The 19,880-nt window shown below is 43.6% G+C and carries 17 protein-coding genes and 2 rRNA genes (1 of these 19 running past the window's edge); 1 reads left to right on the top strand and 18 read right to left on the bottom strand.

Annotation, left to right across the window (positions count from 1 at the left end; genetic code table 11):
* Positions 1-97 precede the first annotated feature (97 nt).
* The 5 genes from rsmA to metG form a co-directional block, all read right to left on the bottom strand.
* Positions 98-976 carry a 16S rRNA (adenine(1518)-N(6)/adenine(1519)-N(6))-dimethyltransferase RsmA gene (gene rsmA / locus V1502_RS00270; RefSeq protein ID WP_409252463.1) on the bottom strand — a complete coding sequence of 293 codons (879 nt, stop codon included), beginning with the start codon at positions 974-976 and terminating at the stop codon, positions 98-100.
* Entirely contained in the window at positions 969-1,529 is a 561-nt protein-coding gene (gene rnmV, locus V1502_RS00265) for a ribonuclease M5 (RefSeq protein WP_409252462.1), read from the bottom strand. The genes rsmA and rnmV overlap by 8 nt, the downstream gene beginning before the upstream one ends.
* 149 nt (positions 1,530-1,678) lie before the next feature.
* A complete protein-coding gene (locus V1502_RS00260; RefSeq protein WP_409252461.1) occupies positions 1,679-2,896 on the bottom strand; it encodes a ubiquitin-like domain-containing protein in 1,218 nt (405 codons plus the stop codon).
* 242 nt (positions 2,897-3,138) lie between these two features.
* Positions 3,139-3,906 (bottom strand): TatD family hydrolase, encoded by a 768-nt coding sequence (locus tag V1502_RS00255; protein WP_409252460.1) that lies wholly within the window; start codon positions 3,904-3,906, stop codon positions 3,139-3,141.
* Positions 3,907-4,224: 318 nt separating this feature from the next.
* On the bottom strand, positions 4,225-6,186 hold the full coding sequence (gene metG / locus V1502_RS00250) for a methionine--tRNA ligase (RefSeq protein WP_409252459.1): 1,962 nt from the start codon (positions 6,184-6,186) through the stop codon (positions 4,225-4,227).
* Between the two features lie 486 nt (positions 6,187-6,672).
* On the opposite strand from metG, the gene V1502_RS00245 reads away from it, so the two are divergent.
* Entirely contained in the window at positions 6,673-6,963 is a 291-nt protein-coding gene (locus V1502_RS00245; protein ID WP_409254259.1) for an AbrB/MazE/SpoVT family DNA-binding domain-containing protein, read from the top strand.
* Between the two features lie 113 nt (positions 6,964-7,076).
* Here V1502_RS00245 and V1502_RS00240 read toward each other — a convergent pair whose 3' ends face one another.
* The 13 genes from V1502_RS00240 to V1502_RS00180 form a co-directional block, all read right to left on the bottom strand.
* Complete coding sequence (locus V1502_RS00240; protein WP_409252458.1) at positions 7,077-7,928, bottom strand: STAS domain-containing protein; 852 nt, start codon at positions 7,926-7,928, stop codon at positions 7,077-7,079.
* 73 nt (positions 7,929-8,001) lie between these two features.
* On the bottom strand, positions 8,002-8,883 hold the full coding sequence (gene rsmI, locus V1502_RS00235; protein ID WP_409252457.1) for a 16S rRNA (cytidine(1402)-2'-O)-methyltransferase: 882 nt from the start codon (positions 8,881-8,883) through the stop codon (positions 8,002-8,004).
* A gap of 31 nt (positions 8,884-8,914) precedes the next feature.
* Positions 8,915-9,661 (bottom strand): tRNA1(Val) (adenine(37)-N6)-methyltransferase, encoded by a 747-nt coding sequence (locus V1502_RS00230; protein WP_409252456.1) that lies wholly within the window; start codon positions 9,659-9,661, stop codon positions 8,915-8,917.
* 412 nt (positions 9,662-10,073) lie between these two features.
* Positions 10,074-10,445, bottom strand: coding sequence for a DNA replication initiation control protein YabA (gene yabA, locus V1502_RS00225; protein ID WP_409252455.1), 372 nt, complete (start codon positions 10,443-10,445; stop codon positions 10,074-10,076).
* 14 nt (positions 10,446-10,459) lie between these two features.
* Positions 10,460-11,287, bottom strand: coding sequence for a stage 0 sporulation family protein (locus V1502_RS00220; RefSeq protein ID WP_409252454.1), 828 nt, complete (start codon positions 11,285-11,287; stop codon positions 10,460-10,462).
* A 6-nt stretch (positions 11,288-11,293) separates the two neighbouring features.
* Positions 11,294-12,277, bottom strand: a complete 984-nt coding sequence (gene holB / locus V1502_RS00215) for a DNA polymerase III subunit delta' (protein ID WP_409254258.1) — start codon at positions 12,275-12,277, stop codon at positions 11,294-11,296.
* Between the two features lie 19 nt (positions 12,278-12,296).
* On the bottom strand, positions 12,297-12,737 hold the full coding sequence (locus V1502_RS00210; protein WP_409252453.1) for a YaaR family protein: 441 nt from the start codon (positions 12,735-12,737) through the stop codon (positions 12,297-12,299).
* A gap of 18 nt (positions 12,738-12,755) precedes the next feature.
* Entirely contained in the window at positions 12,756-13,085 is a 330-nt protein-coding gene (locus V1502_RS00205) for a cyclic-di-AMP receptor (protein WP_006837671.1), read from the bottom strand.
* A 210-nt stretch (positions 13,086-13,295) separates the two neighbouring features.
* On the bottom strand, positions 13,296-13,940 hold the full coding sequence (tmk, locus tag V1502_RS00200; RefSeq protein ID WP_409252452.1) for a dTMP kinase: 645 nt from the start codon (positions 13,938-13,940) through the stop codon (positions 13,296-13,298).
* Between the two features lie 66 nt (positions 13,941-14,006).
* Positions 14,007-15,404 (bottom strand): aminotransferase class I/II-fold pyridoxal phosphate-dependent enzyme, encoded by a 1,398-nt coding sequence (locus V1502_RS00195; protein WP_409252451.1) that lies wholly within the window; start codon positions 15,402-15,404, stop codon positions 14,007-14,009.
* 267 nt (positions 15,405-15,671) lie between these two features.
* Positions 15,672-15,887, bottom strand: a complete 216-nt coding sequence (locus V1502_RS00190; protein ID WP_409252450.1) for a sigma factor G inhibitor Gin — start codon at positions 15,885-15,887, stop codon at positions 15,672-15,674.
* A gap of 1,255 nt (positions 15,888-17,142) precedes the next feature.
* Positions 17,143-17,259: ribosomal RNA gene (gene rrf, locus V1502_RS00185) — 5S ribosomal RNA — on the bottom strand.
* Positions 17,260-17,343: 84 nt separating this feature from the next.
* Positions 17,344-19,880 (bottom strand): 23S ribosomal RNA (locus V1502_RS00180); it runs 398 nt beyond the window's last position.

Genomic DNA, 19,880 nt, shown 5'->3' with positions numbered 1-19,880 from the left:
ACATCCTTACCAACCATATAATTCTTTAAAATATAGGGTTGCATAAAAAATCTTAAATAAGGACCCGGGGAAATTCCCGGGTCCTCATTTGCTTCCATTATTTGAATATAGGAAGAAGTTCATTGCTCAACTGAGCAAACTCTTGGATACTCAGCGTCTCACCCCTTCTTCCAGGGTCCACTCCGGCTTTCTCCAAGCCGGCCAGTATTTCATCCTTTTTTTGTTTTCCATCAGGCAGCTGGCTTGTTAAGTTATTTAAAATGGTTTTCCTTCTTTGGGCAAAAGAAGCTCTCGTCACCTTGAAGAAAAATTCTTCATCCTCCACATCTGCTGCAGGCTTGTCTCTCTTCATCAACCTGATCACTGCGGAGTCGACATTCGGCTGAGGCATAAACACCGTCTTTGGTACCGTCATAACCGTTTCGGCTGTTGTATAGTACTGAATCGCAATAGAAAGAGAGCCATACTCCTTAGTTCCCGGCCGGGCCGCTATCCTGTCGCCTACTTCTTTCTGAAGCATGACACAGATTCCCTTAATCGGCAGATTCTCTGTTAAAAGCTTCAAGATGATCGGTGTTGTCACGTAATATGGAAGATTCGCGACAACCATGATATCTTCGTAACCGGACAGTTCCTTCTCGATCATCTCCTGGACATTCGCTTTTAGAATATCTTCGTTGACAATCGTGACATTCGTATAAGGAGATAAGGTATCTGCCAGGATTGGAAGGAGCCTTTGATCAATTTCAAACGCCAGAACCTTCCCTGCCGTACGTGCCAGATGCTCCGTCAAGGCTCCAATACCCGGGCCGATTTCAATGGCAGCTGTTTTTTCTGTCAGTCCTGCATATTCCGTGATATTCCTTAATATATTAGGGTCAATCAAGAAGTTCTGACCCAGACTTTTCTTGAATGAGAAGCCGTACTTCTGCAAAATTTCCTTCGTCCGAATAGGGGTCGCAATATCTTTATGCATCTGTTTCCTCCTGTAATATCGTATTGATTGCTTTGGCAAACTCCTCTTGCTTGATTTCAAACATTGCTAATCGTTTATGAAGCTGCTTTCCGTTGGTATATCCAATTCGCAGCAAGTCACCCAGCCGCTCTCTTCTTGCCTTGGCCTTACGTCCGCCGATCAACCCGGCATCAATCAAATCATCCACACTGATTTCTTCTGCATGGCATTCATTCATGATGTGGGCTTCCTTGAGAGCCTCTTGTATCACCGCAGGAGAGGCGTGTTCCACACCAATCCCCTTTCCATTCTTCGGCAGCGCATCCCGCTTGGCTATGAAAGCATGCTTGCAGCCCGGTACATTGTCATTCACTATTTTTCTTATCCGTTCACCAGGATAGTCAGGGTCGGTAAAAATGATAACGCCTCTTTTTTCCTGGGCATGTTTTATTTTCAATAGTGTTTCCTCAGAAACAGCCGAACCATTTGTCTCAATTGTGTCAGCATCCACTGCACGGCGAATGGCCGTCGTATCATCTCTGCCCTCCACCACAATAATTTCTTTTATTTTCATATTTCCTCCAAAAAAATTGAAACATTTTTATAACCTGTTACGTCTAATATGTAACAAGACTTTTTGCTTGTAAGGATTATTATATCGTTTTCTGGCTTAAAGAGAAAAGGAAATCAAAAAAGCAGGAGGAATCCCCCTGCCCTGAAAAATTAGTTTAAGATTTTAATTTTCACTTGTTTTCTGCCCCAGCGGTATGCTTCCGCTTTTGTAGAGAAGAATACGTCTATCTTGTTGCCTTTGATTGCTCCGCCTGTGTCGGCAGCTACTGCATATCCATAACCTTCTACATATACTTTTGTTCCCAAAGGAATGACAGAAGGGTCGACAGCAATGACCTTGATGCCAGGATTGGCTCTAAGGTTGATGCCCGTAGCCGTGATGCCTGAACAGCCGTTACAGTGTCCGGTATATGCCGTGGAGCTTACATAGAATTCCTGGCCGCCGCTTGGACTCGCAGCTGCACTTGAGGAACTACCCCGCGATACTTGGGCAACCAGTACCTTCGTGCCCACTTTGACAATCTTATCCTGACTCTCTTGGACCGTCTTTTCGCTGATCAGCTTACGGGATACCTCTTTGCCGTTTTCTTTTACTACTTCATACTTCTTCTCGATCAAGCCCTGCTGTCCCGCCTGAACGACTTCTTCTTTTCCTTTTGTAAGGTTGGAGTCTTTGCGGGTTATCACAGCAAATTCTTTCGGTTCTTCCACTACATCGGTGACTTTTTCAACTCGAACGACATTTATGACATCATTTGCTTTAACATTGCTGTCTAAATTGGGTTCCACTCGGTCTTCTTCCGTTAGTGTGATTCCTTGTTGCTTTAAAAAGTCAGCGACCGTAGTCGAAGTTGACCATGCAGCCTTTTCATTACCCCCATCAACAAGCTTTACAGGGAATGCAGGTGCAATCTCAACTTTTGTTTTCTCTGTTACGCTTTCTTCAAGGCTGACATTCACCTTGTCGTGTTCACCAATCTCGATCTTTTCATCAGACAGCAGCTCCTTGACCGTCTTAGCTGTCGTCCAGACCTTCCTGGTTTCACTTCCTACCTTGATTTCTACCTGTTTTGCCGGCTCCCAAACCACTTTCATGTTATTTGTAACCTCGGTCGATCCTGTCGGATACAAATAGTCTTCTGATTGCAAAGGAATCTTTAAATCTTGCAAAATATCATGTATCGTATTTGCGTGTGTTCTAATTTCTTGTTCTTCGCCATTCAGGGTCAGTGCGACCGACTTCTTTGTCCCCTCGAACAGAAGGTAACCGAATACTGCCGCAAAAACTGCTATACTCACGGTCAGAATGGCCCATTTCCTTTTCTTCATCGACTTGGAAAACAGGTTTTTCATGTTTTCTTTACTCATGAAAAACGCCTCCTTTTCTCGGAGTGATTATATTAGACTAGTAACACACTTGTCAAGCCTAACCCCCTTAGTTTATGAGTCTAGTAATTTTGGGAACATATCGCCATTATGCAAAAACCCAAACAAAAAGGGAAGGATAACTTCTCGACATGGTTATCCTATGATAGAGATGAGAAATGTAGAACTTTAGTTTTTTTATTAGAAGCGGGACAAGCTTTCCCAAACCTCGACAAAATCAATTATCAATTTATGCCGAATAATTTTTTTGCATTTTGGGTTGTTTTCTCTGCAACTTCTTCAAAAGTGATTCCTTTCAGCTCCGCAATCTGCTCGGCAACCAATTTCACATAGGAAGGCTCGTTTCGTTTTCCTCTGTAAGGGTGCGGGGCAAGATACGGACAGTCCGTCTCGATCAGAAGCTTTTCAAGAGGGACCTCCTCCGCCACTTCCTTCGGCTTCTTTGCGTTTTTGAACGTTACTGGACCTCCCAATGAAATGAGGAAATTCATTTCAAGGCACACCCTAGCAGTTTCCGGGCTGCCGCTGAAGCAATGCATGATGCCGCCTACTTCTTTCGCCTCTTCTTCTTGTAAGATGTCCACAATATCCTGGGTTGCTTCCCGGTTATGTATGACGATCGGCAGCTTCACTTTCTTTGCAAGCCTGATCTGTTTGCGGAATACTTCCTGCTGAACTTCTTTTGGAGACTTATCCCAATGATAATCCAGTCCTGTTTCACCGATTGCCACTACTTTTGGATGTGAGGACAATTCTTCGATCCACTTTAAATCTTCATCCTTCATATCAACTGCATCAACCGGGTGCCATCCTATGGCTGCGTAAAGGAAATCATAACTTTCCACAAGCTCCATCGCCTTATTGATCGTCGGACGGTCGAAGCCGACAACGACCATATTTGCTACGCCCTCTCCGCGAGCCCTGTCAATGACTTCTTCTAAATCTTCGCTGAACTGGTCAGCATTCAAATGGACATGAGTATCGAACAACATATTATAGCTCCTTTTAATAGTATTATTTTACAGTAATCTTCTATGACAAGCTTCTCACATATGTAACATTTTCCTAACAAATGAAATATATGGAGGCACAAACTTCTCCATATCTTCGTTATCAACTTTTCTAAAATGGCTCTTCTGTATGTATTGCTGCTAGCGGAATGAAATCGATGATTTCTGCTCAAAAAGCCTTTACTTAGCATAACACCTACTAAAAGATGCAGGTTTATTGTTACCCTCTGTCAAAGTCATTAAACATTTTTTGGAAAGATAAAGAGAGTGTTTCACGTGGAACACTCTCCCTATTCAGGATTATTTTACTTTGGCTCCGTTTGCCAGAGATTGATCAACACTTGCCAATGAAAGCACTCCATCTTTTTCCCCTGCGAGAATCATACCTTGAGACAACTCTCCGCGCAGTTTTACAGGCTTGAGGTTGGTTACACAGATCACTTTTTGTCCAACCAGTTCTTCCGGCTTATAGAATTTTGCAATTCCCGAAACGACCTGGCGTTTTTCATAACCAAGATCAAGTTGAATTTTTAGAAGTTTATCCGCTTTTTTCACCGGCTCTGCATGAGTGACTGTCGCCACCCGGAAATCGACCTTCATGAAATCATCAATTGTGATTTCCTCTGATTCCGGAACCTCTTCTTCTTTGTTCTCTTCTTGAGGTTGCGGGGCTGTCCCACGCATCTTTTCCTTGATGTACTCAACCTCTTCAGAAATATCCAATCTAGGAAAGATCGGTTCTCCTTTTTTAACCACTTTTGTACCGGCAGGAATCATGCCGAACTTTTCAAGGCTTTCCCAGGTTGTCAACTCCTCCTGATCTGCACTTAACTGTTCGAATATCTTCTGTGGAGTTCTGGTCAGGAAGGGCTGAAGCATAACTGCTGCACGGCGGAGAGTCTCCGCCAGATGAACCATGACATTACCGAGTTCATCTTTTTGAGCTTCGTCCTTCGCCAGCACCCATGGCTGAGTCTCGTCGATATACTTATTCGTACGGCTGATCAGCTGCCACAGGCTTGATAATGCTACAGAGAATTCCATCTTCTCCATTGCTTCCTCGTATTGTTTCACCGTGTCTTTATTCACGGAAAGCAGCTCTTGGTCAAATGGTCCTTGTGAACCTTTGTATTCTGGAATCTCGCCGTCAAAATATTTATTGATCATCGCTACTGTGCGGTTCAGTAAGTTACCCAGATCATTTGCCAGGTCAAAGTTGATTCTTTCAACAAATCCTTCCGGAGTGAATACACCGTCAGAACCAAACGGAACTTCACGCAACAAATAATAACGAAGGGCATCCAATCCATATCGGTCGATGAGCGTTACCGGATCGACAACATTTCCTTTGGATTTTGACATTTTTCCATCTTTCATTAACAGCCATCCATGAGCGAAGACTTTCTTCGGCAGAGGAAGGTCCAGCGCCATCAGCATAATCGGCCAGTAAATTGTATGGAAGCGGACAATTTCCTTTCCTACCAAGTGAACGTCTGCAGGCCAATATTTAAGGTATTTCGTATCATCCTCTGTTCCGTACCCCAGAGCCGTAATATAGTTGGAAAGAGCATCGATCCATACATAGATGACATGTTTAGGATCTCCTGGTACTTTTACTCCCCAATCGAACGTAGTCCTGGATACAGCGAGATCTTCCAATCCGGGCTTAATAAAGTTGTTGATCATCTCATTTTTACGGGATTCCGGCTGAATAAATTCAGGATTTTCATTATAGTACTCTACCAGGCGGTCTGCATACTTGCTCATCTTAAAGAAGTAAGACTCTTCTTTAACTTTCTCAACCGGGCGTCCGCAATCAGGGCAATTGCCATTTTCCAGCTGGCGCTCTGTAAAGAACGATTCACAAGGGGTGCAATACCACCCTTCATATTGATCAAGGTAAATATCTCCCTGATCAAGTAAGCGGCTGAAAATCTTCTCGACAATATCTTTATGACGTTTCTCTGTCGTCCGGATAAAGTCATCATAAGAAATATCAAGCTTCTTCCATAAGTCTTGAATGCCTGATACGATATCATCCACATATTGCTGAGGGGTAATCCCGCTCTCTTCTGCTTTTCTCTGGATTTTCTGTCCGTGTTCATCTGTACCCGTCAAATACATAACATCAAATCCGCGCATTCTTTTGTAACGGGCCATCGCATCTCCTGCGACTGTTGTGTAGGCATGTCCAATATGTAAGTTTCCACTAGGATAGTAAATTGGTGTTGTAAGATAGAAGGTTTTTAACTTTTCCTTCATTATCGTTTTCCTCCCTTTTGTTTTTTGGGTGAGTATTTTATTAGGATTACAGTTCTTCCCCTCTTTCAATCCATAAGCTGAACTGGTGAAAAGCCTGTTATTTTAACCGCTGCAATAAATACATCATAACCTCTTATATCCTCAAAATATACCTAAAATAAGCTGAATCTGCAACTAACTGAGGAGTCTGTTCCAGTAAATTCGACATGAGATGAATACATTTGTCGTTTTTTGTCGAAATAAGTGTCGAATCACTTTTATGATTCGACATTCAATAGTTTTCAGATAATAATAATAAATTGGCAATTTTAATAGTTGGACACCTACTCAATCCCCTATGCAAGGGGATTATTTCGATTACCAAAATATAAAAATTTACATTTTTTATTATTGACGAAATTTGGAATCGCTGTTATTATAGATTCATAATCAAAAATATGTCGAAAAATGACGAATTCAAATACAACAGTTTTTCGAGAGGAGATCATTATAATGAAATCGACTGGTATTGTACGTAAGGTAGATGAGCTTGGACGTGTGGTAATTCCGATTGAATTGCGCCGTACTTTAGGAATTGCTGAAAAAGACTCTTTGGAGATCTATGTAGATGATGAAAGAATCATCCTTAAGAAATATAAGCCGAGCATGACTTGCCATGTAACTGGAGAAGTATCTGATGACAACATCAAGTTAGCAGATGGAAAATTGATCCTAAGCCGTGATGGTGCTGAAAAGATCATTAAAGAAATTCAGGAATCTTTTCAACTTGAAAAGTAATAGATAAATAAAAAAGTACCCTGCGGAAGATACTTGCAAAAGTAACTTTCCTGGGTACTTTTTTATATTTTTCAATAGCAGTACTGCTTAATTTTTTAATGAATTGCCCTGATTTAGCCGGCTTGTTCTCCCATCTTCTGCAAAGCTTGCTGCAATGTGTTAAAGGTGTTGATGTCCCCTAGATTAATGCCAAGCTGGACAGATGTCATTGCCACTTCCGGCCTGATGCCTGAAAGGGCGGTTTTAATCCCGAGAAGAGACAGGGTCTGAATGATTGAATAAATCTGCTGTGCCACCATGGTATCGACAATCGGAACACCGGATAAATCGATACATAGTTTGTCCACTTGCTTTTCCATACATCTTGCAGGAACAGTTTCCATTATTCTTGTTGCGCGTTCCGTATCAACATCACCTATCAGCGGCAGTACAGCAATGGTATCGCCCACCGGAATGATAGGAGCACCCAATTCTGCGATTAATTCATGCTGCGCTTTCATTCGATCTCTGGTGATATTGTAATACATCTTAGAAAAATCCTGTATCAACAGGTCAAACGCAGAATGAATGGAGTGATTCCAGTGAAGCAGATGCTGCTTCGTAATCTCTTCTTCCCGCTCCCCTGCATATATTTCCAAAAAATCCATGATTACAGACCGGAATTGATGAACAGCTTCAAGGACTTCATAGATCGGAGTTCCCAGCTCTGCCCGGCTCTTGGCGACAATGGTTGCCCACTGTTCACAATTCTTGTTATACTCACTTTTATCCTCTAACAACGAACTCGCAATCGTTTCCGTCGTTAAGGCATTCTGCTCTCTCAACAGCTTTTCATACTGTTGGTCTGCATCGACTGAGTAAATGGAATTCGGTCTTTTTTCTCTTAGGTTCAACCATCGATCAGAAAGGGATGTTTTGTTCTCAAGCAGCGCCCTATATAATTTCTCATTCTCATTTTGGGTCATAGCTAACTCCTTTTGGAAAGTCATTACCATTTAAGTGTAACAAACAGGGGGTGTAAATAACACTAAAGACACTTCAGTTCTCCTGTACATGAAATGCCTGATAGACATCCCGTTTAGGCAAGTCCCTTTCTTTGGATACCTTTTTGATGGCTTCTTTTGATGAGATTCCTTTTTCATTAATATAATGTTGTACATGTTGGGAAAGCGTCAACTCATTCCACCACTGCTCTTCTTCATTACTTGCACCTGCTTCAGAGCTTCCTTCGACAATAAGACAGAATTCGCCCCTGACCTCTCCTTCGCCGGTCCACTCCAATGCTTCTTCCATTGTCCCTCTAATGAACTCCTCAAACTTTTTAGTCAATTCCCTTGATAAGACGATAGAACGGTTGCCGAGAATTTCTTTCATTTCTTTAAGAGTTTCCTTCAGCCTGTGAGGCGATTCATAAAAAATCAAGGTACTATTCTGCTTGGCGAGACTTTCAAGTTCTTTCCGTTTATCTTTCTTGTTCCTGGAAAGAAATCCATAAAAGTAAAAGGGCTGTGGTTTCAGGCCTGATGCAATCAAAGCGGTCAAGGCTGCGTTGGCCCCCGGCAGCGGAATGACTGCCAGCCCTCTGGCTACCGCTTCCCTGACAATTTCATAGCCTGGATCTGAAATACAGGGCATGCCGGCATCACTCACCAAGGCGACTGTTTCCCCATTCTCAATTCTATCGAGCAGCTTCTCGCCGCTGGTCTCTTTGTTGTGCTCATGATAACTGACAACAAAGGTATCAATCTCGAAATAATTGCATAACTTCTTCGTGTTTCTTGTATCCTCTGCGGCGATGACATCACACTCTTTTAAAATTCGGATGGCCCTGAAAGACATATCTTCAAGGTTGCCAATCGGAGTCGGTATCAAATAGAGGGATCCTGCTTCAGATACCTGAAAGCTTTTCTGTGTTTTCATTCTTTTTCACCTTCTTTTTGGGAATGGAACTTTATTTATCATCACCATATAGCATTCTGTGTACTTCATCTCCGTAACTATTATCTTCATTATATACAATCAACGGCTGTAAAACTTTCAAGTCGGGGCTGCCATCTTTAATCCCTTCCACAAGGACCGTATTCGCTTCCTTATGCTGATTGGGATAAACAAAGCGTATCCGCTTGGGTTCAATACGGTATTCCCTCATAAGGGTCAGCAGGTCCACTCCTCTGCCGGGCCGGTGAACAAATGATGCCTTGCCTCCCTGTTTGAGAAGAAGGCTCACTGCTTTCACCACGTCTTCCAGCGTGCACAGAAGTTCATGGCGGGCGATCGCATAGTGCTCGTTACTATTGATCTTCTCTTTTTCCCCCTTAGAAAAATAAGGAGGATTACAGATCACTGCGTCGAACTTATCATTTCCAAAACGTGCAGGCATGTCCTTGATATCACCATGAATCATCGAAATTTGATTCTCCAAGCTGTTATATTCTATACTGCGGTTGGCCATTTCAAATAATCTGTCCTGAATCTCCACCCCGGTAATCGGCACGCTCGTCCTGTTGCTCAGCATAAGGGGAATTACTCCATTTCCTGAACAAAGGTCGATGATTTTTCCTTTCCGTTTTGGGATGCTTGCAAAATTTGCAAGCAATACCGCATCCAATGAAAACGAAAACACGGATGGACTTTGAATGATCCTTAAATTTTCCGCAAGTAAATAATCGAGCCTTTCATCATCTTTCAGTACAACCATCTCTACTTCCTCCGTCACAATCTATGTAAAACATATTACTAGTGTTTGGTTTACGCTGTATTTTTATAAAATGTTGCTATCGGAAAAATTTCAAAGTGCCGGGTTTTTCCCTTGGGTCTTGAACTTACTACTAAATAGCAACAAAATTTTAGAAAAGAGTCTTGGTTTTAAATGCTTTCTACTCATGAGGCAGCTTTAAGTTCTTCAAGTAAGGGTTCAGGTTATTGTCCAATTACTACTTGCTTTCACTTTTGATGACAGATGAACCCTCCAGTCGAGTTGCAGCGCCCGGAATACTCTCCACTGAAATAGAACCCTGGAAGCCAACTGGGGAGGAATCCAGCTCCCGCGGAAATCACCTGCATCTAAAAACAAAGCCTTCCTGGTAAAACAGGAAGGCCTAAAATTAAAGCTATTTCTTATTAAGAAATGATAAGCAGAACAAACAATCTTCATCTTTACGGGGACTGCCAAAGTGGATATTGCAGATATGAAAACCTTCCTGATATAACCGGGCCAGATTGTCATACCCTTCACCGACATCCAGTGATTTATCCTCGGAATGAGATTGTTTGGACCCCTTTTTACCTTTACGGGCAGCGCCTTTTGATGAGTTCCCTGTTTGCTCCAGTCTTCTGCGCAAATGATCATTTTCCAGCTGAAGGGAATTATTTTCTTCTAAGATTTCCGCTAAGACTTGTTTTAATTCACCCAGCTGCTGATAAAGCTGTCCTATTTGTTGCTCCATATTACTGACTGAATCAAAGAACTCTTTTTTATCCACTAAACTCCACCCCGTTACTCTGTGGCTTGAATTGAGACGGCACTTTCGTTTGAGATTTCATCTAAAGTAAATTCAAGAACCCGTTCCACTTCTTTAATATCAACTTTGATGACACGTTCCAAAATGTTGAGACCGACTACCCTGCCTTGACCTTGCGGAGTGCTGATGATCTCTCCCACATCCGGCAGTTCTTCTTTCGCCGCTTCATATTCGTCATTTTCATATTTCAGGCAGCACATGAGACGGCCGCATAAGCCGGAGATCTTTGTCGGGTTCAAGGAAAGGTTTTGATCTTTCGCCATTTTGATTGAAACTGGTTCAAAGTCTCCAAGATAAGTTGAGCAGCAAAGCATTCTGCCGCAAGGACCGATTCCGCCAAGCATTTTTGCTTCGTCCCTGACACCAATCTGACGAAGTTCGATACGTGTACGGAAAATAGATGCCAAATCTTTAACTAATTCACGGAAGTCCACCCTGCCGTCAGCCGTGAAATAAAAGATCACTTTATTTCTATCAAACGTATATTCCACATCCACCAGTTTCATATCCAGCTGATGCTCTGTAATTTTACTGCAGCAGACATTGTAAGCCTCTTCTGCCGCTTCCTTGTTTTCCTGCACGGCCATTTGATCTTTATGATCGGCCAGTCTTATTACTTTCTTCAGAGGAAGTACGACATCGTTTTCGCCAACCTGTTTCCGGTCGACGACCACTTTCCCATATTCCACTCCCCTGACGGTTTCTACGATTACATAGTCATTTTTTTCGATTTCCAGTTGACCTGGATCGAAATAATATATTTTACCCGCTTTTTTAAAGCGTACGCCTACAACATCGTACAAAGGAAATCACCCCTGTAATTTTAGCACAAGCTGTTCCAATAACAGCTGAGTATTCATATTTGCGTTAAGCTTTCGTTTTGCTTCAAGTACGGCCGTCATCTTATCCGACAGACTGTTAGTGGAAACCTGAAGCGCATCTGACTCCCATTCCTGCCTCTTATCCGGGTAAACCAGCTTATCTCCTTGATCTATCTGTATATACAGTAGATCTTTATATATAAGAAGTAAAAGATCCAACGCGCGATCTATTTGATGTTTCTCTTTGAAATGCTCGTTAAAATCCTCCTGCAAACTGATCATTGCCTGAAATGGACTTTTGCGAAGGACTTCATACAATTTTAACACTATTATTCTTGCTTGTGCAAACCACTCATCGCTGCTTAATTCAAATGCTTCCTGGTAATTATTAGTCAAACTTGCCGTCAGGGCAGCCATATTTCTATTTACTTCTTCAGAAATAAGCCTTTCTTTCAATAATTCCTGTGGAAGGGGCTGAAAAGAAACCACCTGGCAGCGCGACAAAATGGTCGGCAAGATACGGTGAACCTGTTCCGTCATCAGGATGGCTGTCGTCTCGGAGGACGGTTCCTCCAAAAACTTAAGCAAGCTGTTCGCCGCATTCGGTGTCATCTTATCCGCATGTGAAAGAATATAAATCTTCTGTTTGGATTCAACCCCGGTCTTGCTAAATTCACTCTGCAGTGTTTTGATCTGCTCTTTTTTTATAGAAAGGCCATCCGGTTCAATAACATGAACATCAGGATGATTATGATGGCTGATCCTTTTGCAGTTGTTGCATTCGTCACACGCTATTCCGTTCACTGGATGATCGCATAACAGCGACTTGGCAAAGAGGATGGCAATTTCTTTCTTCCTTGTTCCCCTTTCTCCTTCAAAGAGATAAGCATGTGCCACCCGATCTCTTTTGATGCTGTTGGCAAGCATCTGCAGGACAACAGGCTGTATTTCATTGAGTTCTTCCCAGGTCATGGACAACACGATCACTCACTTACGTATATAAATTAATTAACAAGCCTCTTACTTCGCCTATTTTTCCTAATATATCAATGGACTGTTTTTCTTCGTTTAATATATCTTCCGTCAATTCCACCAGCTTGCGGTCAACATTCTCAACAATATTCAGCTTTCTGCCTTCTCCATGATGATTCCATGTATGCGACTGCTTCAGATTCATTCCATAATCGACGGCTTCTTTCACAAACCTTTTCACCAGCGTCTTATACTTGGCGAGATCCTTGAAGGTTCTTGAACGGGCCAGTCTCTCGCCGGCGCTCGTAATATCCCCCATCAGTTTCCCAAGCTGCTCCATATGCAGCTTCTGATCTTGTTTACCGACAAGCATGCTGAACTTTGCCGAACCCCCGGTGTTCGCTTTCTGTTCGGTACGTACCTTATCGACACCGACACGGAGATCTTGGTTGATTTTCATTTACTTTTCCCTCACATTCTAAAAATGGTGAAACTGTTCAACCGGCAGGACAAACACGGTTGCACCGCCCACTTCCACTTCCACGGGGTAAGGAACATAAGAATCGGCATTGCCGCCCATCGGGGAGACCGGGGCAACCATTTGATCCCTCGACTTACAGTTGTCCCGGATAACCTGCAGTGCCTTTTCAACCCTGATATCTTCCACTCCGATCAGAAAGGTGGTGTTCCCCGATCGAAGAAAGCCTCCGGTACTCGCAAGTTTCGTCGATCTGAAATTATGCTCCATCAATGCACTGGAAAGACGGTTGCTGTCCTGATCCTGTACTACCGCCATAATCATTTTCATCTCATCCACTACCTCCCCAATAACTTTTTCCGAAAAACTGTTTATATACTATTATAGCAAGAATATTCCTATCATAATATCCGATATTCTTTAAACTGCACAATAAAAATTGGAAAATTAACACAAATTACTGATTTTCCCCTAAATTAGCCCTTTTCACCATATACCTGCCGGAGATTCAGCCCCTATAGGGACAAGAAGACCAGTCTGTTAATGGACTGGTCTTTCATTTATATATTTCTCCACAATAGTCAAAGCTTGTTTATACACTTCAACAAATGAGGCACTGGCATCAACTTTTTTAATGCGTTCCGGGAATTTTTCTAAAAGCATTAAATACCCTTCTCTCACTTTTTCATGGAAGTCCAACGCTTCCAGGTCAAGCCGGTTCACTTCCCTGCCTTTATGTGCACTGATGCGCTTCAAGCCTTCTTCAGGTTCCACATCAAAGTAAAGCGTCATATCAGGCATCGTATCCTCTATGGCAAACTTATTGATGCTGTATACTTCATCCATACCGATTCCCCGGGCATGCCCTTGGTAAGCAAGCGAACTATCCAGGAAACGGTCGCATAAAACCACCTTGCCATCCTTTAAGGCAGGAATGACTTTCTCTGCCAGGTGCTGTCTTCTGGCAGCTGCATATAACAAAGCTTCCGTTCTCTCATCCATCGCTGTATTTTCAGGATTTAAAATGACTTCCCGGATCTCTTCAGCAATCGTAATTCCGCCTGGTTCCCTTGTCAGCACGACTTCATGGCCTCTTTCCGTTAGTTCCTCAGCCATTTTTTTAATAATCGTTGATTTCCCTGCTCCTTCAGGTCCTTCAACCGTTATGAATAATCCCTGTTTCATCCTTTAACCTCCGCAATTCAATGGGTGCTTGTTTCATTATAACTTATTTCCGGCCGGGCTGCAGATTTACACAAAGATACTAATCTTGCCTTTTTCCAGTAAATGCTCCCCCTGAAACCTTGCTCCGTGCTCCATCAGCCTTTTAATTTCCTTTACACTTTCTTTCGTAATTTCTTCTCCTGGATACAATAGTGGAATTCCCGGCGGATATGGTGTTAACATTTCTCCTGCTATTCTTCCTGCCGCATCTTCTACGGAAATCCATTCCTTCATTTTCGTTTTCATTTCTTTAAAAGAAAAACAAAGTGAGGTGATGTTTTGTTTCTTTTCGAAGGTCAATAGTTCTGTTGATCCCTTCCCGGGTCGTATTTCCTTCATCTTCTCCAATACCATAGTGAAAGGAAAAGCAGTATCCTTTTTCAAAAGAGGAAGGATGAAAAGGACTTGATAAGGATCAGCCAGCTCTGCATATATCCCACTTTTCTCCAATTGATCCTGTAGTTGAAAGCCAGATAAACCTGGCAGTCTAACCATCAGCTTCAAAGGATCATGACTTTCAATAACTTCAAAACCGCTCTCCTTTAATCTATTTATAAATTCCTTCCTCATAGGTAAAAAGGTATCAAGGTCTTCCCTTGAATAGGATGCTATAAAATGACGGGCATGATCGAGTGAACCCATTATCGGATAAGATGGACTGCTGGATTGCAGCATCCCTAAGTACTGTTCCACCCTTTTAGCATCTATACCGTCACTTTTTATGTGTAAAAAGGAGCCCATCGTCATAGCAGGAAGCGTTTTATGGGCTGATTGAACAATAATATCAGCTCCCAACTCCAATGAAGAAGGAGGAAATGGCTCCCCATAGGATAGATGTGCCCCATGAGCTTCATCCATCAATACGTGCATGCCCTGTTTATGGGCCAGTTCAATAATATTCTGGATGTCATAGACCATGCCGTAATACGTGGGATAGGTTAAGATGACCGCTTTCGCTTCTGGATATCTTCTGGCCGCCTCCGCAAATGTTCCCTGGGAAATACCAGTGGAGGTTCTTGTTCGTTCATCAAACTCCGGGTGAAGGAACACCGGCTTTACATTCGCCAGTTTAAGGCCATTCAAGATCGACTTATGGCAATTCCGCTGAACGAAAACAATATCGCCTTCCTCGCACACCCCCAGGATCATCGCCAAGTTCCCGACAGTGCTTCCATTTACAAGGAAGTAACTCTTTCGTGTTTGATAGTGATCAGCCAATAACTCCTGCGCTTCCTTGATTGCCTCCGAAGGCGCATGCAGATCATCCAAGCCTGTCAGCTCGGTAACATCGTATTGAAGGAACCCCCCTGCCTGTCCATCCAGTAGTTTTCCGTTCTTATGTCCTGGAACATGGAATGACACAGGATCCTTATCAATATGATGTTGCAACGCCTCCACTAAGGGCATCCTATTTTGATCGTTCATAAAAAGCAATCCTTCCTATCGATGATTAACCCTTTAATCGTATCATATTGTAAAACCTATTATAAAAAAACTATTTTCGTATAGATTTTGGCTATCGGATAAATCCAAAGTGCCGAATTTTCCCCTCGGGTACAAGGGCTTTTCTCTCTGAAAAAGGTGAATAGCTCTTTTCTTACTTGCCAAGATATTTCTGTGAATTCTGGCCATATCTCTTGAACTTAATAGTAAATAGCAACAAAAAAACCGGGGACTCTCTCCCGGCTTCGTCTATGAATATATTTGTGGTGTATTCACTTTCTTCAATCTTTCCACATAATACTTGTACTGAGGACTGTTCGTTTCACTTCTGATCATATCTTTCTCACAATCTATGCAGACAAACGATGTGTACAGATGTATGCCTGTCGCCTTTTGCTGACTGCAGATTATACACGTTTCCCTTAACTGCTTCTCTGTATTCAACACCAGTCTCCCCACCTCCATACACCTATTCTGCCCCGAAGCCGGTAAAATATACGCATTTTCTAAAAATTTGATTTAAGTGAATTATCTCATGTACCTATACTATGTAAGTAAAATCATGTCTGTGTTTGTCTAACGGGAATTTGTTGAAAAAGGACCAGGCGTGTAGAAAAGAATTTGTGTTTTAGGGGGTTATTCGGGGGAGTAGGTACTTATCCTGCAGCATCTTAGCAGTACATAGGGTGTAGTGTTTTCTTTTTATTACTGAATATTTACTTGGAGGAGATTAAAATAAGTAACTTATGTTTTAATTTAAGTAGTTCACTTTAGAGGAACTAACCATAAAATTCATAATCTTTAACATACGAATTCGCACCATTACCAGCGATATTACAGCGTAGCTTTTATTCCCAGTTGTGTTTTCGCTTGCGGAAGGGTAAAAAAACCATAACGGATTTTATTTGTTTTATAGAATTAAAATAATTTAACAAGTTAACTGATTAAAGGTTATTCTTTCTTCAAAATAAACCCTTCGTTTGTACAATAGGCGTTTCTTTAATCCTAACCTCTTCTCTATAGAAGAAAGGACCAAAGTATTTAAAGCACCATGAGATTAAGGGGAGAAATTCCCCTTATGAAAGAATTGTCGAGGAATATAGGGCAAATAGGGGGAAAATCTTCCGTTATTCACTTAAAAAACATGAAAATTGGATTACTGAGCATGCTTAACGGTAAATTCTTCCCTTATTTACCTCTCTCCAGCTAAATTTTGCAGTTTAGCGGGAAAAATTCCCCTTATTTTAAGTCCCCTTTCTCTTCCCTTGGTGAAATGGATTTATTATGTGATTTTTTATTACGAATTCTTAGTAAAGCCATCATGTATAGTGACTCCCTACCTGCATAAAATTCAAGGGAAATTGCGTCTAATTCTTTATTCATTGCGTCCGGTAGCAATTACTTTAGTGGCTATTTGCCACTTTATTTTGTTGAAAAACTGCTTGTATAAATCTTACTTCACATTAGTCCTCTATATGTTTGTGTATAGGGGACTGTCTAAATTGAGGTTTACATGGATTTTTGGTGGTTCTGCACGAAAGTGGAATTCATCATAAAACTGGCTTTGTTGGTGGGGCATCACGATATGTTTGAGTCTTCTCCGTGTCTTCCTTGCTCCTCCCCATCCTCGCTTCTGCTTTTGATGGAGTTTCAGAACTGAATACATTCTCTTCTTTTCAGAATACAAAAAAAGAGCACCATTTCGGGTACTCTTTTGATTGCCTGGCGACGTCCTACTCTCACAGGGGGAGATCCCCCAACTACCATCGGCGCTGAAGAGCTTAACTTCCGTGTTCGGCATGGGAACGGGTGTGACCTCTTCGCCTTAATCACCAGACATATTTTATTGAAAGAACATCGTTCTCTCAAAACTAGATAAAGTATGAAGAAAAGAAAGTATTCCGAGTTTCGCTAATAAAGTGTGGTTAAGTCCTCGATCGATTAGTATCTGTCAGCTGCACGTGTCGCCACGCTTCCACCTCAGACCTATCTACCTGATCATCTTTCAGGGATCTTACTCACATAAAGTGATGGGAAATCTCATCTCGAGGGGGGCTTCATGCTTAGATGCTTTCAGCACTTATCCCTTCCGCACATAGCTACCCAGCGATGCCTTTGGCAAGACAACTGGTACACCAGCGGTGCGTCCATCCCGGTCCTCTCGTACTAAGGACAGCTCCTCTCAAATTTCCTGCGCCCACGACGGATAGGGACCGAACTGTCTCACGACGTTCTGAACCCAGCTCGCGTACCGCTTTAATGGGCGAACAGCCCAACCCTTGGGACCGACTACAGCCCCAGGATGCGATGAGCCGACATCGAGGTGCCAAACCTCCCCGTCGATGTGGACTCTTGGGGGAGATAAGCCTGTTATCCCCGGGGTAGCTTTTATCCGTTGAGCGATGGCCCTTCCATGCGGAACCACCGGATCACTAAGCCCGACTTTCGTCCCTGCTCGACTTGTAGGTCTCGCAGTCAAGCTCCCTTGTGCCTTTACACTCTGCGAATGATTTCCAACCATTCTGAGGGAACCTTTGGGCGCCTCCGTTACTCTTTAGGAGGCGACCGCCCCAGTCAAACTGCCCACCTGACACTGTCTCCCACCCCGATAAGGGGCGCGGGTTAGAAGTTCAACACAGCCAGGGTAGTATCCCACCGACGCCTCCACCGAAGCTGGCGCTCCGGTTTCTTAGGCTCCTACCTATCCTGTACAAGCTGTGCCAAAATTCAATATCAGGCTACAGTAAAGCTCCACGGGGTCTTTCCGTCCTGTCGCGGGTAACCTGCATCTTCACAGGTACTATAATTTCACCGAGTCTCTCGTTGAGACAGTGCCCAGATCGTTGCGCCTTTCGTGCGGGTCGGAACTTACCCGACAAGGAATTTCGCTACCTTAGGACCGTTATAGTTACGGCCGCCGTTTACTGGGGCTTCGGTTCGCACCTTCGCTTGCGCTAAGCACTCCCCTTAACCTTCCAGCACCGGGCAGGCGTCAGCCCCTATACTTCGCCTTACGGCTTCGCAGAGACCTGTGTTTTTGCTAAACAGTCGCCTGGGCCTATTCACTGCGGCTCTCTCGGGCTTGCACCCTACCAGAGCACCCCTTCTCCCGAAGTTACGGGGTCATTTTGCCGAGTTCCTTAACGAGAGTTCTCTCGCTCACCTTAGGATTCTCTCCTCGCCTACCTGTGTCGGTTTGCGGTACGGGCACCTTTTTCCTCGCTAGAGGCTTTTCTTGGCAGTGTGGAATCAGGAACTTCGGTACTATATTTCCCTCGCTGTCACAGCTCAGCCTTATGGTGACGGGATTTGCCTCATCACCAGCCTAACTGCTTAGACGCGCATATCCAGCAGCGCGCTTACCCTATCCTCCTGCGTCCCCCCATCACTCAAACGGAAAAGAGGTGGTACAGGAATATCAACCTGTTATCCATCGCCTACGCCTTTCGGCCTCGGCTTAGGTCCCGACTAACCCTGAGCGGACGAGCCTTCCTCAGGAAACCTTAGGCATTCGGTGGACAGGATTCTCACCTGTCTTTCGCTACTCATACCGGCATTCTCACTTCTAAGCGCTCCACCAGTCCTTACGGTCCAGCTTCTCAGCCCTTAGAACGCTCTCCTACCACTGACACCAAATGGTGTCAATCCACAGCTTCGGTGATACGTTTAGCCCCGGTACATTTTCGGCGCAGAGTCACTCGACCAGTGAGCTATTACGCACTCTTTAAATGGTGGCTGCTTCTAAGCCAACATCCTGGTTGTCTAAGCAACTCCACATCCTTTTCCACTTAACGTATACTTTGGGACCTTAGCTGGTGGTCTGGGCTGTTTCCCTTTCGACTACGGATCTTATCACTCGCAGTCTGACTCCCATGGATAAGTCTTTGGCATTCGGAGTTTGTCTGAATTCGGTAACCCGATGAGGGCCCCTAGTCCAAACAGTGCTCTACCTCCAAGACTCTTACTACATGAGGCTAGCCCTAAAGCTATTTCGGAGAGAACCAGCTATCTCCAAGTTCGATTGGAATTTCTCCGCTACCCACACCTCATCCCCGCACTTTTCAACGTGCGTGGGTTCGGGCCTCCATTCAGTGTTACCTGAACTTCACCCTGGACATGGGTAGATCACCTGGTTTCGGGTCTACGACCACATACTCATTCGCCCTGTTCAGACTCGCTTTCGCTGCGGCTCCGTCTTTCCGACTTAACCTTGCATGGGATCGTAACTCGCCGGTTCATTCTACAAAAGGCACGCCATCACCCGTTAACGGGCTCTGACTACTTGTAGGCACACGGTTTCAGGTTCTATTTCACTCCCCTTCCGGGGTGCTTTTCACCTTTCCCTCACGGTACTGGTTCACTATCGGTCACTAGGGAGTATTTAGCCTTGGGAGATGGTCCTCCCAGCTTCCGACGGGATTTCACGTGTCCCGCCGTACTCAGGATCCACTCAAGAGG

It is taken from the genome of Rossellomorea sedimentorum, assembly GCF_046237645.1.
GTDB classification, from domain to species: domain Bacteria; phylum Bacillota; class Bacilli; order Bacillales; family Bacillaceae_B; genus Rossellomorea; species Rossellomorea sedimentorum.
This window is presented reverse-complemented; position numbering and strand designations above follow the sequence as displayed.